Here is a 16,738-nt window from a genome sequence, read left to right as displayed (position 1 = left end):
ATGCGTCGATGCTAGGCATCAAGCCGCGGGCCGCTCATCAGCGGGCGGCGCGGGCAGCTGTCAGCAAGTACCGACAGCCCCGGTTTCCAGGCGCAGCCTGTGTAAACCATCGCCCTGCGGGGGAACTAATGGCGCGAGCGGTTACCATATAGATGCAAGTAATTCGCATTTGTATTACGGTTTGCTTACAGGCGCCCCGTAGGCTTCAATGCCTGCGCCGCGCCCGGCCCGGTTCGGGCGAACCGGGCCGCTTTGATCTCTAAAAGGTGTTTCATGAAACTGTCGTTCCCATTCTTTGCCGGCGCTGTGCTGGCTGCTGGCCTGTTGGCCGCGCCAATGGCCTCCACCGCCCAAACCGTCACGCCCACCGCCGAAGGCATCGTGGTTTACAACGCCCAGCACGCCAGCCTGACCAAAGCCTGGGCTGAAGCCTTCAGCAAGGAAACCGGCATCAAGGTCACTTTGCGCAACGGCAGTGACACCGAGCTGGGCAACCAGATCGTGCAGGAAGGCAAGGCCTCGCCCGCCGACGTGTTCCTGACGGAGAATTCGCCGGCCATGGCGCTGGTCGACACGGCAGGGCTGTTCGCTCCGCTGGACGCGGCCACGCTGTCTGAAGTGCCTGCCAACTTCCGCCCCGCGCACGGCCGCTGGACGGGCATCGCCGCGCGCAGCACGGTGTTTGTCTACAACAAGGCCAAGCTCACGCCGGCGCAGTTGCCCAAGTCCATGCTGGACCTGGCCACGCCCGCCTGGAAGGGCCGCTGGGCCGCGTCGCCCTCCGGCGCTGATTTCCAGGCCATCGTGAGCGCGTTGCTCGAACTCAAGGGCGAAGCCGCCACGGCCGCCTGGCTCAAGGCCATGAAGGAAAACGCCACGCCTTACAAAGGCAACGGCACCGTGCTCAAGGCCGTCAATGCCGGCCAGATCGAAGGTGGCGTGATTTACCACTATTACTACTACGGCGACCAGGCGAAGACCGGCGAGAACAGCAACAACGCCCAGCTGCATTACTTCCGCAACCAGGACCCTGGCGCTTTTGTGAGCATTTCCGGTGGCGGCGTGCTGGCCTCGAGCAAGCACCAGCCCGAAGCCCAGGCCTTCGTGAAGTGGGTTGCCGGCAAAGGCGGACAGGACATCCTGAGAACCGGCGACGCGTATGAGTACGCCGTCGGCACCGGCGTAGCCTCCAACCCCAAACTGGTACCTTTGGCTGAGCTGCAGGCGCCCAAGGTGGAGCCTTCCAAACTCAACAGCAAAAAAGTCACCGACCTGATGACCCAGGCCGGCCTGCTGTAAACCACTTCCAATCGCTCCTAACCACTTCAGGTCCGCGGATCTGACACCTGCCTTGAGTGCCTTGCCCTTTGATGTCGGCGCCGATTCCCTTAACCCGGCGAGTGCGGCCCTGCGGCCTTCGCCTGTAGCCGGGCGCGGCGGCTGGCGCCTGTCGGGGGTGGGCAGCGCGGCCCTGCTGGTCTCGTTGCTCGCTTTGTTGCCGCTGGGTTTTGTCATCTGGGTCGGCATCCAGGCGGGTTGGGACACGGCCTCTGCGTTGATCTTCCGGCCCCGTGTGGGTGAACTGCTCGTCAACACTGCTTTGCTGGTAGCGCTGACGGTGCCCTTGTGCGCCGTGCTGGCCGTGGCCCTGGCCTGGCTCACCGAGCGCAGCGACCTGCCCGGTGCGCGCACCTGGGCCTGGCTGGCCGTCGCGCCGCTGGCCGTGCCGGCTTTTGTGCACAGCTATGCCTGGATGACGGTCGCCCCCGGCCTGCACGGCTTGCCCGCCGGCGTGATGGTTTCGGTCATCGCCTACTTTCCATTTTTGTATTTGCCGGTGGCCGCAGCCTTGCGGCGGCTGGATCCGGGCATGGAAGACAGCGCCGCCTCGCTGGGCTTGAGCCCTTTGGCGGTGTTCTTCCGCGTGGTGCTGCCGCAGCTGCGGCTGGCGGTATGCGGCGGCTCACTGCTGGTGGGCCTCCACTTGCTGGCCGAGTACGGCCTTTACGTGATGATCCGCTTCGACACCTTCACCACGGCCATCGTCGACCAGTTCCAGTCGACCTACAACGGGCCTGCGGCCAACATGCTTTCCGGCGTGCTGGTGGTGTGCTGCTTCGCGTTGCTGGGACTGGAATCGGCCGCGCGCGGCAAGGAGCGTTATGCGCGCGTAGGTTCCGGCGCGGCGCGCATGCCTTTCAAACGCAAGCTGGGCCGTTTCACCGGCCTGTGCCTGCTGTTGCCCGCGCTGGTCACCGCTTTGGCGCTGGGCGTGCCGCTGGTTACCCTGGGCCGCTGGCTGGTGGCAGGCGGGGCTGCCGTATGGCGCGTGGATGAAATCGGCCCGGCGATTTTTCAGACCCTGGGGCTGGCGCTGGCCGGTGCGCTGTTGACCACATTGGCCGCTGTGCCCATGGCCTGGCTGTCGATACGCTCGCCCGGCCGGCTGCAGCGCGTGCTGGAGGCCTGCAACTACATGGTCGGTTCGCTGCCCGGTGTGGTGGTGGCGCTGGCGCTCGTCACGGTGACGGTACGCATGCCGATTTACCAGACAGCGCTCACGGTGCTGCTGGCCTATTTGCTGATGTTTTTGCCACGCGCCCTCATCAGCCTGCGCGCCGGCATCGCGCAGGCGCCGGTGGAGCTGGAGCAGGCCGCGCGCAGCCTGGGCCGCACGCCCGCGCAGGCGCTGTGGGCCATCACCCTGCGGCTGGCCGCGCCCAGCGCGGCGGCCGGCGCGGCGCTGGTGGGCCTGGGCATTACCAATGAACTCACCGCCACACTGATGCTCGCGCCCAACGGCACGCGCACCCTGGCGACTTCCTTCTGGGCCTACAGCAGCGAGATCGACTACGCAGCCGCTGCGCCCTACGCGCTCATCATGGTGCTGTTGTCGCTGCCCATGACCTGGCTGCTCTATACCCAATCCAAACGCACGGCGGGACGATGACAACTTCTCTTGAACTGAAGGGCCTGCGCAAACACTATGGCCCTGTGGAAGCACTGGGCGGCGTTCACTTGCACGTGCCGGCCGGCAGCCGCACCGCCATCGTGGGTCCGTCGGGTTCCGGTAAAACCACCTTGCTGCGCATCATTGCCGGCTTCGAAGTGCCCGACGCCGGCCGCGTCGTGCTGGGCGGGCGGCAACTGGCAGACGGGCCGGAGGCCGTGCCGGCGCACCAGCGCGGCATCGGTTTTGTGCCGCAGGACGGCGCGCTGTTTCCGCACCTGACGATTGAGGGCAACGTCGGCTTTGGCCTGCCGCGCAATACGCCCCGGCGCGCTGAACGCATTGCCGAATTGATGGAAATGGTCGCGCTCGACATCGCCATGCTCAGCCGTCGCCCGCATGAGTTGTCTGGCGGCCAGCAGCAACGCGTGGCGCTGGCCCGCGCGCTGGCCCAGCGCCCGCAGCTGATGTTGCTCGATGAGCCTTTTTCCGCCCTGGACACGGGCCTGCGCGCCAGCACCCGCAAAGCTGTCGCGCAATTGCTCAGTGGCGCCGGTATCACCACCATCCTGGTCACGCACGACCAGGCGGAGGCCCTGTCATTTGCCGACCAGGTGGCCGTGATGCGTGAAGGGCAACTGGTGCAGGCTGGCCGCCCGGTGGATCTTTATCTGCGGCCCCGTGATGCCGCGGTGGCCGGCTTCCTGGGCGAAGCCATCGTGCTGCCGGCGCAGCTGGCGGGCGGCTGGGCTGACTGCGCGCTGGGGCGAGTCGCGGTCAACAACGGCCAGCGCAGCGGTGCGGCGCAGATCATGCTGCGGCCAGAGCAACTGCAGGTGGCTGAAGTCCCGGCGCAGGCGGCCGCGCACAGTGCGGATGCCGCTGCGTGCTACGGCGCGGTTATCGACACCGATTTTGGCGGTCCGGTCTGCGTGCTGTCGGTGCGCCTGGTGCGCGGCGCTGGACTGGGCACGGCAGAAGAAACACCCGCGGCGACGGAGCTTGCTGCGTGGGACGTACCGCTGCTGGTGCGCAGCTCCGGCCTGCATGCCCCGGCGCCGGGCGCCATGGTCCGCATCACGGTGGCTGGCCAGGCCCACGTGTTCGAATAAACCGGCCTGGGTGCCGGTTTCCGGAATTTAAGAAAATAGTGGCCGTAGCCCAATAAGAACGGGCGCAAGCAGCTATTAAATTAATAGCATTTTTCCTACTTCTACGGGTGCGATGAACCCAGCTGGAGGCGGACGTTTACCCGGCACGCCCCGCGCAAAGCGGCATGGCTCGACCAGTACATGCCTTGTTACGAATCTTTAAGGCGTCTTACACAGGTCTTTGGGTATATTGTGTACGGTGTACACAAATTAATGGTTGTGCACTTGCACGCCGGCAACTTGATCGGTTGTTGCAGCGTTTCAGGTGACAGCTGCTTACCCAAGGAGATTTCCCATGGCCCGTTACGTAGATGGATTCATCGTTGCCGTTCCCGCCAAGAAAGTGGAGGACTACCGCAAGCTGTCCCGCAAGGCCGGCAAGATCTGGAAGGAGTACGGCGCGATCGAATACACCGAGTGCATCGCCGACGACGTGAAACCGGGCAAGGTCACGTCCTTTCCGCAAAGCGTGAAGCTCAAGGCCGGCGAGGTGGTGGTGTTCTCGTGGATCACCTACAAGTCACGCAAGCAGCGCGACAGCGTCAACAAAAAGGTCATGTCCGACCCGCGCCTGGAGGCCATGATGGATCCGAAGAATCTGCCCTTCGATGGGAAGCGGATGATTTTTGGCGGCTTTAAAACGATTGTTGAGCTTTAAGCATCTAGCCCTGCGCCGCCAGCGCGTGCAGCGCCTGGCGCGTGAAATCGTCCGCCGGGAAAAACGTTTCCATCGCCAGCTCCTGCAGCGTCACATCCACCGGCGAGCCGAAGATAGTGGTGGTGCTGATAAAGCTCAGCACCCCTGAAGGCGTGTTGAATTTGAATGGCATCACCACGCCCGGGTGCTCGCCCTCCAGATTGGGGCCCTTGGCCTCTTCCGGCACGGGGTAGGCCTTCAGCTCTTCCAGCAACGCCACCAGCGCCGGGTCGGCCGTCGCCGTGATCTGCTGGCGCAGGCGTTCAAACAAATGGTCGCGCCACTGCAGCAGGTTGGCGATGCGCGGCGCCAGGCCCTTGGGGTGCAGGCTCAGGCGCAGCACGTTGATGGGCGCCTCCAGCAGCGACGCATCGGCGCCCGCCATCAAATGCGGCACCATGCGGTTGGTGGCCACGATGTTCCAGTGGCGGTCCAGCGCCAGGGCCGGGTAGGGCTCATGGCTTTTGAGCAGCAGCTCCACCGCCTGGCGGGCCGAAGCCAGCGCCGGGTCGTTTAGCGGCCGCTCGCGGTACATGGGCGCATAGCCGGCCGCCACCAGCAGCGCATTGCGCTCGCGCAACGGGATGGCCAGCCGCTCCGCGAGGCGTAGCACCATTTCCCGGCTGGGCATCGAGCGGCCGGTTTCCACAAAACTCAGATGCCGGGTGGATATCTCTGCTTCCTGGGCCAGGTCCAGCTGGCTCAGGCGCCGGTGCTGGCGCCAGTGGCGCAGGTGGTCGCCAAAGGGTTGTGGCGCACTGCGCTGCGCGGGGTGGCTGGGGTGGTGGGTGCTGGCGGTCATGGTCCTCATCGTAAAGCTATGTGAGCAGGTTTCCATTACCTGCCAGGTTATCGACGGGCTGCTGCAGCGCAGGAATGATGACCTCCATGCGCACCGACCGGCGGCCCGGAGCGCTGATCAATATCACCGGCTGCTACTTTCAGGAGTTTTGCCATGTCTTCGAGTTCCATCCTTTCCTCTCCCAACTTCCTGCGCAATGTGCTGCGTGTGGATGCGCTGTCGTGCATCGCTTGCGGTGTATTGCAAGTCACCTTTCCAGCCGCGATGGCCCGCCTGCTGAACCTGCCCGAGGGCCTGATTGCCTACACCGGCGAGTTCCTGCTGGTCTATGCGGCAGTCGTTGCGTTTGTTTCAACGCGTAATCCTTTGCCGCGCGGCGTTATCTGGGCGCTGGTGGCGGGCAATATCGGCTGGGCGCTGGCCTGCGTGCTGATGCTGGCCAGCGGCCGTGTGTCGCCCTCCATGCTGGGCGTGGCCTATGTGGTGATGCAGGCGCTGACGGTGGCGCTGCTGGCCGAACTGCAGTACTTCGGCTTGCGCCGCGCAGCGCCGCAGCCGGCCTGGTGAGAACGCACAAGACTCGGTAGAGGGGCAGGGTATGCGGCGCCGGACTCCCACGGGGTCGCAGTGCCTGCCAGAATGGGGGCTGCCGTCAATAAAAAGGAGTCCGCCATGGCCAAACCGCCTCCCCACGCTTTTTCCTCCACGCTCAAAAGCTTCAAGACCGCCTCCGGCAAAACCGGCAAGTTCTACTCCTTGCCGGAACTCGCCAAACAATTTCCCAAAGTTTCCCGCCTGCCGGTGTCCATGCGCATCGTGCTTGAGTCGGTGCTGCGCAATTGCGACGGCAAAAAGGTCACGGCCGAACACGTGGCGCAACTGGCCCACTGGCTGCCCCAGGCCGAGCGCACCGAAGAAATCCCGTTTGTTGTCTCGCGCGTGGTGCTGCAGGATTTCACCGGTGTGCCGCTTTTGGCCGACCTGGCCGCCATGCGCAGCGTGGCGCTGAAGCTGGGCAAGAACCCAAAAGCCATCGAGCCGCTGGTACCGGTCGACCTGGTGGTCGACCACTCCATCATGGTCGACTACTACGGCAAGAAAAATTCGCTGGACCTCAACATGAAGCTGGAGTTCCAGCGCAACCGTGAGCGCTACGAGTTCATGAAATGGGGCATGCAGGCTTTTGACACCTTTGGCGTGGTACCGCCGGGCTTCGGCATCGTGCACCAGGTCAACCTCGAATACCTCTCGCGCGGCGTGCACAAAAGCAGGGACGGCGTGTACTACCCCGACTCGCTGGTGGGCACCGACAGCCACACCACCATGATCAACGGCATCGGCGTGGTGGCCTGGGGCTGCGGCGGCATCGAGGCCGAGGCTGCCATGCTGGGCCAGCCGGTCTACTTCCTCACGCCCGACGTGGTGGGCTTTGAGCTGACCGGCCGCCTGCGTGAAGGCGTCACAGCCACCGACCTGGTGCTGCGGGTGACCGAGCAGTTGCGCAAAGAAAAAGTCGTCGGCAAGTTTGTCGAATTTTTCGGCGAAGGCACGCGCACGCTGGCCCTGCCGGACCGCGCCACCATCGGCAACATGGCGCCCGAATACGGCGCCACCATGGGCTTCTTCCCGGTCGACGAAAAAACCATTGACTACTTCAAGGGCACGGGCCGCACCAAAGAAGAGATCGAAGCCTTCGAGGCCTACTTCAAGGCGCAGGGCCTCTTCGGCGTGGCCAAGGCCGGCGAGATTGATTATTCGCACGTGGTCAAACTCGACCTGGGCGACGTCACGCCCAGTCTGGCCGGCCCCAAGCGCCCGCAAGATCGCATCGAGCTCGGCAACGTCGCAAGCCAGTTCAAGTCGCTCTTCAGCAAATCGATTGCCGAGAATGGTTTTAACCAGCCCGCCGGCATGCTCAACACCCGCCACCTGGTGCGTCGCACCGATGAAGGCCGGCAAGACACCTTGCCGGCCGCACCGCCCACACCGGCCGGTGCCGCACGCCCCGTGATGGAGATGGAAGGCAACCGCCCCACACTGGCGCACGCACGCGCCAGCAACACCACGGACGCGCCCGCCAAGGCGCAGACCGAGGTGGTTCATTCAGCCCCCGGCATTACGGTGGGGAATGGCGATGTGCTGATCGCCGCCATCACCAGCTGCACCAATACCTCCAATCCCAGTGTGCTGCTGGCCGCGGGCCTGCTGGCCAAGAAGGCGGTGGAGGCGGGCCTGAAGGTCCAGCCGCATATCAAGACCTCGCTGGCGCCAGGCTCACGCATCGTGACCGAGTACCTCACCGAGACCGGCCTGCTGCCTTACCTGGAGAAGCTCGGCTTCGCACTGGCCGGCTACGGTTGCACCACCTGCATCGGCAATGCCGGCGACCTGACGCCCGAACTCAATGAGGCCATCAGCAAGAGCGACCTGGTCTGCGCGGCCGTGCTGTCGGGCAACCGCAACTTCGAGGCTCGCATCCACCCCAACCTCAAGGCCAACTTTCTGGCCAGCCCGCCGCTGGTGGTGGCCTACGCCATTGCCGGCACGGTGATGCGCGACCTGATGACCGAACCCGTCGGCAAAGGCAAGGGCGGCAAGGACGTCTACCTGGGCGACATCTGGCCGACCAGCGACGAAATCTACAAGCTCATGAAGTACGCGATGAACGGCAAAGCTTTTCGCGCCAATTACGCCAAGGTCAAGACCGAGCCGGGCAAGCTCTGGGAAAACATCAAGGGAGTCAAAGGCACGTCATACACCTGGCCCGCCAGCACCTACATCGCCGAGCCGCCTTTCTTCAAAGACTTCACCATGAAAGCGGGCGAGGCGGGCAGCGTGTCCGTCAAGGGTGCGCGCATCATGGCGCTGTTTGCCGACTCCATCACCACCGACCACATCTCGCCGGCCGGCTCGATCAAGGCCAGCTCCCCCGCGGGCCTGTGGCTGCAGGAAAACGGCGTGCAAAAAGCCGACTTCAACAGCTACGGCGCGCGCCGCGGCAACCACGACGTGATGATGCGCGGCACCTTTGCCAATGTGCGCATCAAAAACCTGATGATCCCGCCCGATGCGGAAGGCTCGCGCGAGGAGGGCGGCGTCACGCTGTTCCAGCCCGGCAACGCGAAGATGTTCATCTACGACGCCGCCATGAAATACATGGAGCAAGGTACGCCCACCGTGATCTTTGCGGGTGAGGAATACGGCACGGGCTCATCACGTGACTGGGCCGCCAAGGGCACGCAACTGCTGGGCATCAAGGCCGTGGTGGCGCGCAGCTTTGAGCGCATCCACCGCAGCAACCTGGTCGGCATGGGTGTGCTGCCTCTGCAGTTCAAGCCGGGCGAATCGTGGCAGACCTTGAAGCTCACCGGCAATGAAGTCATTGACGTGATTCCGCACCCCGAACTCAAACCGCAAAGTGAAGCCAGGCTGGTGATCACGCGCGCCGACGGCTCGCGCGAAGAAGTCACCGTCATCCTGCGTGTGGATACACCGATTGAGGTGGATTACTACCGCAATGGCGGCATTTTGCCTTTTGTGCTGCGCCAATTGCTGGCTTGAGGGCCTTGCGGCCCGCGCTGCAATGATCGGGTGTCAGGGCACAGGCCGAAACTGGCCAAAGTTGCCGTGGGCTTCACAGCGTTCCCAGTGATGCTGCAGGCCGCAGAGTTGCTGATGGTTGTGATTGGCGTGCTGGCGGATGTTCCAGGTGTCGTAATTGCCCGAGCCGGTCCAGGCAGTGGCTCCCGCCAGCCACGCATACTGGGCCAGTGCGTGGTTTTCACGCACGAGTTGGCAGGTCAGGCCTGAACCGTACACACCGATGACAAAGGGTGACAGGCCGCCCGCCTCCTGGTCCATACCCTCTTTGACACCCTCGAAATAAGGAAGGATCTCGTCATTGATTTGCTCCGGGTTAACGTCCATGTCCACCGCAAAATAGATGGCGCTGCCTGGGGGTTGCCTTAGCCGCGTCGCATAGTCGTGTGCAGACTGCCCGTCAAGCTTTCCACGGGCCTGGCCAAAATCGGTGAGTGCTGTGGCCCGATCCTGGTAGACCGTCACGATATCCAGCCCGCTTTGCGCCAGAGCGTTCGCCTCCGCGGGCGTGATCCGCTTTTGAGGATCGCTCGTGGTGCGGGAGTAGTAGCGGATCACAAATGTCTTGCCTTCTGTGGCCAGACAGGGCGCAAAGGGATGGCAAGGCCGGTTGGTGGAAAGACCTTCTTTGTTCATGGCTGAGCTTTCTCTTGGCGCGGGGCCTCAGGTTTGGAAGTAGCGTCGTAAATCCCTCAGTGAGGGCGAACCGCCATCACTCCGCCAGGCAATCGTCTGTGGACTTCAGGCGCAAACTCCAGTCCCGTTCGGACGGCTTGCTGGTGATTCCCGCTGCAAAGAGCAGCGCCTGTGACAGGACGGCCTGCGAATATTTGCCAGCATTGCCTGCGGGGCATGTCACCGTCACCTCCAGTGTTTTGGTGTCAATCCGGCTGGGCGGCGTAGAAGGGGGAAACACAAACTTCCTGCCGCCAGAATAAAACTCCTTCAACCGGCTGATGGCTGCCAGCGCCGCGTCGGCGGTACGCGTATCTCGCGACCTTTGGGCTTGTGTGCCTGGCAGTGAGGACCCGCGGAACTGCACCGGTGTCGTATTTGCGGCGGTGATGGTCACCGGCACATTGACGACACGTGCTGTGGGCGAACTGTCGGTGATCCGTATCGACAACGCATAGGTTTTGGTGACCTTGCTCCCGGTAATGCTCAGTTCCGCCCGCGTATCAAAACGGATAGGCGGCTTGAGTGTGATGCCGTCAATCGGAACGCCCTCCAGTTCTGCGAAGTAGGGTTTGACACCGCCGGAAATTTCGATGCTGCGCCGGTCATCTGTGCCTGCTACCAGGTTGCTTAGCGAGGCGGGCGAGGTGGCCAGTGCAGTGATCACCTGTGCCACGCCGCAGTCCTTGAAGGCGTCCTCTGGCCAGGTGACCACCCTTCCAGTCAACCGGTCATTCACATCTTGCGTCAGAAGGAGGGTTTCAGAGGCCGCAAGAATTAGTTCCTCAATGATTTGAGGCGTGCCGGATCGGCTGCGCACATTGCCTGCTGGCGTATCAGCCGTTGCAGCTGTGCTCATGGTGTTTGCCTTTTTCAGCGCGTCGCTCAGGCCGGTGTCGACACTGGCCCCTGGTGCAAATTGCCCGGCCATACTGGCAAGACCGGAAATCGCCGAGGGAACATTGTTGAGGGCGGGTGTGGACTCGACCAGTGACCGAACTACCGCCGCGTCAATCAGGTTGACGGTGGCGATCAACTCGCCGGCGGCCCGGTTGGCTGACTCCGTGTATTTCCTGCCGGATTTCAGGGCGCTGTCGGCAGAGGCTTGTACCTGCGTCGCCGCCGCGAGGGCAACGGTGAGCGCCGGCATTTGCGGGTCGCTGGGGGACGATACGGCAGTCACGGACTGTGCTTTGGCCACCGCCATGCCCAGCCTGCGTCTTGAGCTTTCCAGTTGGGACAACTGCCTGCCGAGGTCCCGAAGCTCTTCCGAACTGATATTGAAATGGAGCACCGCACGTCTTGCGCAGTTCAGCGCATCTACACCGGCGAGATAGATCATGACCGTGGGGCGCCGCAGGTTCATGTTGCCCAGGGTATAGGCCGTGCCGCCTGCCAGGGACACTCCCAGTATGGCGTTGCGGTGTGCGCCGCCGGCTGCCAGCGCCGCCACCAGCGCGCCTGTCACGACCAGGCCGCTGGCCAGCGAAGTTTCGCGGTCCATCTGATCCGCGACGGCGGAGCGATACGCGTCGCGCGCCTTGTCCGCATATTCCAGCGCACCAGGCATGCCTGGCGTGGTGGGTGATGACTGGTTCCAGCGCACCATTGGGCTGGCGCAGCCCGTGAGTATCAGGGCGCAAAAAATGGCGATCCATTTCTGGCATGCATGTGTGTTCATTGGCTCCCCCTTTTTTTCTTAAAAATGATGCGCAATGCTCTTCGAGCCATTGCAGAATAAGTCTGTAAGGATTTGTCTGCATCCTTTAAACGGAGTAGGCGGGGCGTCATTTGTCGTATTTGCCTTATCCCACGGCACAATCCGGGGTATGGGAAGTGTTCAGATTCTTGTGGCGGGTGGAGGTATTGGCGGACTGGCGGCTGCGTTGGCTGCAACGCGAGCCGGCTGTGATGTTCGTCTGTTTGAACGCGCCAGCGTCTTCAGCGAAGTCGGCGCGGGCATTCAGCTTGGTCCGAATGTGGTCAAGGTACTGCACAGCTGGGGATTGGTTGATGCACTGCAGGCCGTGGCCGCCTTTCCGGAACGCTTGCAGATACGCAGTGCGATGTCCGGAAAGCAACTGGGTGAATTGGGCCTGGGTGCGGCAATGGTCCAGCGGTATGGCGCGCCTTATCTCTCCATTCATCGCGCAGACCTTCACGGCATGCTGCTGCAGGCCGTACAGCAGCATGCCGACGTAAGGCTGCACCTGAGCCGGCCTCTGCAGTCCTTCAGCCAGACCGCGCAAGCCGTCACGGTGCAGGCCGACGACGGCCCTGGCATTGAAGGCGACGCCCTCATAGGTGCTGACGGCATCTGGAGCACAGTGCGCCAGGAACTGCTGGGTGACGGTCTGCCACGCCGCACCGGCCACCTGGCTTACCGCGCCTTGGTGCGGCAATCCGATCTACCTGAATTGCTCAGGAGCCGGCAGATCACGGTCTGGCTGGGGCCGCGCATGCACGTGGTGCAGTACCCGGTGCGCGGCGGTGAATGGCTCAATGTGGTGGCCATCGTGCAGGGTGAAGCCGCTGCCGAAGCCGACCTCTGGGACCACAGTGCCAACACCTCCGATCTGGGCGCGGCGACGGCCGGCTGCTGTGCCGCGCTGCGCGAGGTACTGGATGCCATCGGGGGCTGGCGCTTGTGGGTGCTGCATGACCGCGCGCCGATGCGGGGTGCCCACCAGCACGCTGTAGGCCGCGTGGCCTTGTTGGGCGATGCCGCCCACCCGATGCGGCCGTATCTGGCACAAGGAGCGGGCATGGCGATTGAAGACGCTGCCGAACTGGGCCATGCCTTGGCTCAGGCGCTGGACCCGGCGTTCGACGTGCCCACCATGCTGCAACGTTATGCGCTCAACCGTTGGCAGCGCAATGCGCGCGTGCAGGCGAGGGCCTTGCGCAATGGGCAGATATTCCACGCCAATGGGGTGTCGCGGTGGGGCAGGGATACCGCAATGCGTCTGTTGGGTGAGAAGCTGCTGGATATGCCCTGGCTATACGGGGCAAGCCCAACCTACCTTGATGGGCATTGAGCCCATAGAACGACGGCTGTTTGCGCAGGCCTTGCACGGTTGATACGCGCTTTCATCGCGGGCAGTGCGTCAATTTGTGGTCCGGGCTTCATGACGGCAAGGAATTCCGCCCGGACTGGGAAAAACCTCGTGGGACCGCGGTCACGCCCGGGTGAAGTTTTGGGGACGCTTGTGGATGCGGTCGCTATTTATTCACGGGATTTTGTTTTTCTCGGACTTTGGAACTTGTATGTACTTCCTCATCCTGTCGAATTTTTCATCGTAAACCAGCACAGTGTCCCTCTGTTCGGGCCGGAGAATTCTCAAGCTGTTGTACCTGGTTTCCACTTTCTCTTCGGTGTTCATAAAAATCTTGTGATCCCACCGCTCTTCCGGGTCTTTATAAACAGTTTCGATGATGACCTTGCCTGGGAAAACTTCGTTAAATGCGATGTAGTACTCCGGATGAAGGGAGGGGTCGTTCTTTCTGAGGAGCACCAGGAGGAGGTAGGCATCGTTCAGTCCTTCCCGCGTGTCCTTGAGCAGAATGGCGATTTCTTTCTTGTCCTGGCCGCTGAAATCGCCTTCCCTTAACAGGCTTGAGTATTTGAGATTTCCGGAATTCACGAACCGATAGGCCGCTCCTTCATCGGATGAATAGAAATCGAGAAGCTTTTCCTTGACGCCATACGGCAATTCCTTGAGATAAAACGCATCGAAGTCGCTGCCGTATTTTCTGCTGAAGCCTTCTGCTGAAATCAGGTAGTTGTCGTTAAGCAGGGCGGGCAGCAGGGTGGGGTATTCGACGGCACCTTTCATCGCGAGCTTTAAATAAGCTTTCCAGTTTTCCTGGCCGACCTTCGGTTGATACTTTTCCAGATCCTGCGGCGTATTTGCTTCAATCACGGAGTACCCGCGTTGCTTTTCGCCTTTGCCGTCTTTGCAGGTAGCGCAATAAATGGTTTCACCAAAACTGAGTGCGTAGAGTTTTTCAGGAAGTTGGTCGTACTCTTTTTTGTAGCTTGCATCCAGGAGTTTTCCCTTGGTGATATGACCGGTATCACCGGTAAAGATGGCGAGTGTCTTTGACTCGGCGACAGCCTTTGCCGCCGTGTCTCCCGTTGTATTACCTGTTGTATCCGCTAACGCGGCATACCTATCGCTTTCGTGCGTAAAGTCGTAGACGTAGTATTTGAAATATTCAAAATCATTTTTTGCAAAGAAAATCCCGAGCGCAAACACAATCACTGCAAGCGCTGATAAGGTCTTTTTGGTCTTGGACAGGGTCGAAAAATTCATATCAGATGAGTGGTTGGTGAACAGCAGGCGAGCAATATATGCTGATTGAAGGGGTGGCCCGTGAAGCGGAGTCAAGAATGGAGCCGGACAATCGAAGTATCGCTGACGATTTTGGCTGATACAACAACGCAGGATTCTGCTCAAGCTTGGCTCGCATCCAGGTTGGGTAGGGGGCCTACCTTTGCATTTGTCCTTTTTTCGCCAAGATATCGTCAGCCCCGATAACGTGTGGCATGGTGGCCCGCTATGGCAAATTGAGGAATTGGGGAGGGATAGCAACTTAGTCGAATTGCTATAGAAGTGATAGCGGTTTGCGCTGTATTTGTAAGGGTTTCGGCTATTTTTTTATAAATTCTTGCAGATCTGTTCGTAGCTTCCATATCTCCGGAAACACCACCACATCCAGCATCTTGCGCAGGTAGCTGACGCCGCCGGTGGTGGTCTACGCCTTTGCCGGCACGGTGATGCGCGACCTGATAGGCCGCCCACTGGCATGCCGTGGGCCGCGTGACCCTGCTGCGCGATGCCGCCCCCCCGATGAGGCCCTACCTGGCGCAAGGCACGGGCATGGCGATCGAAGACGCCGCAGAACTCGGCCACACCCCGGCCCAGTCGCTGAACCCGGCGCTCGATGTATCCACCGTGCTGCAGCGTTATGCGCTCAACCGCTGGCAGCGCAATGCGCGTGTGCAGGCGAGGGCGCTGCGCAACGGGCAGGTGTTCCACGCCGATGGGGTGCGGTGGGGGCGGGATGTGGCGATGAATGTGTTGGATTTGTCTCGGTTGTATGGAACGACAAGCAGGCGCTCCCTGATGATCGGAAAAACAATCGGGATTTATGGATTACGTTTCCGGCCAGCCCTAGTCCGCGTAGGCCCCCGCAGCCTTGATCACCGGCGTCCAGCGTGCAATTTCGCTGCGCAAATATTCGCGATGGCCCGCGGGTGTGTTGCGCGCGTCTCGAACCACCTCGATCCCGGAAGCGAGTTGTGCCCGTTTGAATGCGTCCGTCTGGATTGCGCCCAGCAATGCAGCGTTGATCCTGGTTTGTACCGCCTGAGGCGTGTTCTTCGGTGCATACAAGCCGTACCAGACGCCAAGCCGGATGGAGGGAATCCCGAATTTCTCGAGCGTCGGGATCGCCGAGGCGCCAGGAACGTTGAGCGGCCTGGCTGATGTCACGCCGACGGGCCTGGTTTTTCCGCTAAATACATGAGGGAGCACGTTGGCTGTCAAATCGCACATCAGGTCTACATGGCCTCCCAGTAAATCCGCCAACGCCGGAGCGGTCCCGCGATAGGGAACGGTGGTCATGCCGATGCCCAGCGAAGACTGGAGGAGAAGGCCGCACAGATGCGACGCCGACCCAATGCCGCCGTTGGCAAGCTTGACCTGTGGTTGCGTGGCTATCCACCGCACCAGCTCAACCGCTGAGCCCGTAGCTATCTGTGGGCGCGTCACCAGCATCAGTGGCGATTCAGCCATGATGCCCAAAGGTTCGAAGTCTGTTTCCGGGTTGAAACCGAGGCGGCGGTATAGCGCAGGGGCTGTCGCCATCCCGATATGGTTCAACAGCAGGGTATAGCCGTCGGCAGTCGCACGCAAGGCGATGGTACTGCCCAGGTTTCCACCGGCGCCTGACAGGTTCTGGATGATGATGGATTGCCCTAACTGCTTTTCCAGCGGTAAGGCAAGCTCCCGCGCGAGCTTGTCCATAGGACCTCCTGCGGGGTAGGGAACAATCAATGTCACCGGTTTCGAGGGGTAAACACCTTGCGCCTGCGCGCCCATGCCGCATGCCAGCAAGGCCCAAAAAACCAGTGAAAACAGTTTCTTGCTCATAAGTTTCTCCAGGGTTACCGGTACTTTTCAGACTGGCATGCGAAGGGCCGCATAGCCGACGGCCGAGGCCCGCAGGGCTCGCCGCGCCTGCGTCGCTGCCAGGCATTTCTCGACGATGGCCGGCTCCGATGTAAAGGGCGTACCACCTGGAAAGGGCGGCTTGGGGTCGTATTCGATCTGGAGCTGGATTTGCTTGGCTGTTTCGTCTCCCTTCAGCATTGCGACGACCTTCAAGGCCATGTCGATGCCGGATGTCACGCCGCCCGCAGTGAAGATATTTCCGTCCACGCACATGCGCTCTCTGGTGACGACGGCACCGAACGCCGGCAGAAAATCGATGGCCTGCCAGTGGCAGGTGCTTCGCCTGCCCTTGAGAAGGCCCGCGGCGCCGAGCAGCAGCGAACCCGTACAGATGCCGAAGATGTACTTTGCTGACTTTGCTTGCCTGCGGGTGAAATTGACCCACTCGGCATCCAGTATGGCGTCGTCGGTTCCAGGTCCCCCCGGCACCACCAGCAGGTCGCAGGGCGGTGCGTTTGCGATGGTCGTGGTGGGTGTCAGCGTGAGGCCGCGGTCCGAGCGGACTGGCTCCAGTGACTTCCCTACGAGCTCGACATGCACCCCCGGCACACGTGCCAGTACTTCAAAAGGCCCTGTCAAATCAAGTTGTGTCAGTGCATTGAAGAGAATAATATTAACTTTCAT

The 16,738-nt window shown here is 61.7% G+C and carries 13 protein-coding genes; 7 read left to right on the top strand and 6 right to left on the bottom strand.

The window, feature by feature from the left end:
* The first annotated feature begins 273 nt into the window (after positions 1-273).
* The 4 genes from AC1DU8_RS15205 (at position 274) to AC1DU8_RS15190 (ending at position 4,759) form a co-directional block, all read left to right on the top strand.
* Positions 274-1,299, top strand: a complete 1,026-nt coding sequence (locus AC1DU8_RS15205) for an iron ABC transporter substrate-binding protein (RefSeq protein WP_457279325.1) — start codon at positions 274-276, stop codon at positions 1,297-1,299.
* A gap of 52 nt (positions 1,300-1,351) precedes the next feature.
* The gene (locus AC1DU8_RS15200) at positions 1,352-2,950 is read left to right on the top strand and encodes an ABC transporter permease (protein WP_477688770.1); all 1,599 of its coding nucleotides are present in this window, start codon (positions 1,352-1,354) and stop codon (positions 2,948-2,950) included.
* The gene (locus AC1DU8_RS15195) at positions 2,947-4,062 is read left to right on the top strand and encodes an ABC transporter ATP-binding protein (protein WP_477688771.1); all 1,116 of its coding nucleotides are present in this window, start codon (positions 2,947-2,949) and stop codon (positions 4,060-4,062) included. The genes AC1DU8_RS15200 and AC1DU8_RS15195 overlap by 4 nt, the downstream gene beginning before the upstream one ends.
* A 334-nt stretch (positions 4,063-4,396) precedes the next feature.
* Entirely contained in the window at positions 4,397-4,759 is a 363-nt protein-coding gene (locus tag AC1DU8_RS15190) for a DUF1428 domain-containing protein (RefSeq protein WP_457279322.1), read from the top strand.
* A 4-nt stretch (positions 4,760-4,763) separates the two neighbouring features.
* Here AC1DU8_RS15190 and AC1DU8_RS15185 read toward each other — a convergent pair whose 3' ends face one another.
* Positions 4,764-5,600 carry a helix-turn-helix domain-containing protein gene (locus AC1DU8_RS15185; protein ID WP_477702452.1) on the bottom strand — a complete coding sequence of 279 codons (837 nt, stop codon included), beginning with the start codon at positions 5,598-5,600 and terminating at the stop codon, positions 4,764-4,766.
* Positions 5,601-5,753: 153 nt separating this feature from the next.
* Between AC1DU8_RS15185 and AC1DU8_RS15180 the strand changes: the two genes are divergently transcribed.
* Both AC1DU8_RS15180 and AC1DU8_RS15175 read left to right on the top strand, forming a co-directional pair.
* The gene (locus tag AC1DU8_RS15180) at positions 5,754-6,167 is read left to right on the top strand and encodes a hypothetical protein (protein ID WP_477688772.1); all 414 of its coding nucleotides are present in this window, start codon (positions 5,754-5,756) and stop codon (positions 6,165-6,167) included.
* A 105-nt stretch (positions 6,168-6,272) separates the two neighbouring features.
* A complete protein-coding gene (locus tag AC1DU8_RS15175; protein WP_477702451.1) occupies positions 6,273-9,161 on the top strand; it encodes an aconitate hydratase in 2,889 nt (962 codons plus the stop codon).
* A gap of 33 nt (positions 9,162-9,194) precedes the next feature.
* On the opposite strand, the gene AC1DU8_RS15170 is transcribed toward AC1DU8_RS15175, so the two are convergent.
* Both AC1DU8_RS15170 and AC1DU8_RS15165 read right to left on the bottom strand, forming a co-directional pair.
* Positions 9,195-9,836 (bottom strand): DUF1906 domain-containing protein, encoded by a 642-nt coding sequence (locus AC1DU8_RS15170; RefSeq protein WP_457279318.1) that lies wholly within the window; start codon positions 9,834-9,836, stop codon positions 9,195-9,197.
* A 76-nt stretch (positions 9,837-9,912) separates the two neighbouring features.
* A complete protein-coding gene (locus AC1DU8_RS15165) occupies positions 9,913-11,556 on the bottom strand; it encodes a hypothetical protein (RefSeq protein ID WP_477726939.1) in 1,644 nt (547 codons plus the stop codon).
* A gap of 148 nt (positions 11,557-11,704) precedes the next feature.
* Between AC1DU8_RS15165 and AC1DU8_RS15160 the strand changes: the two genes are divergently transcribed.
* Positions 11,705-12,913: an FAD-dependent monooxygenase gene (locus AC1DU8_RS15160; RefSeq protein WP_457279316.1), complete on the top strand. Its 1,209-nt coding sequence runs from the start codon at positions 11,705-11,707 to the stop codon at positions 12,911-12,913.
* Between the two features lie 192 nt (positions 12,914-13,105).
* Here AC1DU8_RS15160 and AC1DU8_RS15155 read toward each other — a convergent pair whose 3' ends face one another.
* The 3 genes from AC1DU8_RS15155 to AC1DU8_RS15145 form a co-directional block, all read right to left on the bottom strand.
* Complete coding sequence (locus AC1DU8_RS15155; protein WP_457279315.1) at positions 13,106-14,191, bottom strand: hypothetical protein; 1,086 nt, start codon at positions 14,189-14,191, stop codon at positions 13,106-13,108.
* An 861-nt stretch (positions 14,192-15,052) separates the two neighbouring features.
* Positions 15,053-16,033: a tripartite tricarboxylate transporter substrate-binding protein gene (locus AC1DU8_RS15150; protein WP_457279314.1), complete on the bottom strand. Its 981-nt coding sequence runs from the start codon at positions 16,031-16,033 to the stop codon at positions 15,053-15,055.
* Between the two features lie 27 nt (positions 16,034-16,060).
* On the bottom strand, positions 16,061-16,738 hold the full coding sequence (locus tag AC1DU8_RS15145) for a DJ-1/PfpI family protein (protein WP_457279313.1): 678 nt from the start codon (positions 16,736-16,738) through the stop codon (positions 16,061-16,063).

It is taken from the genome of Polaromonas sp. P3_A5, assembly GCF_056403055.1.
This window is presented reverse-complemented; position numbering and strand designations above follow the sequence as displayed.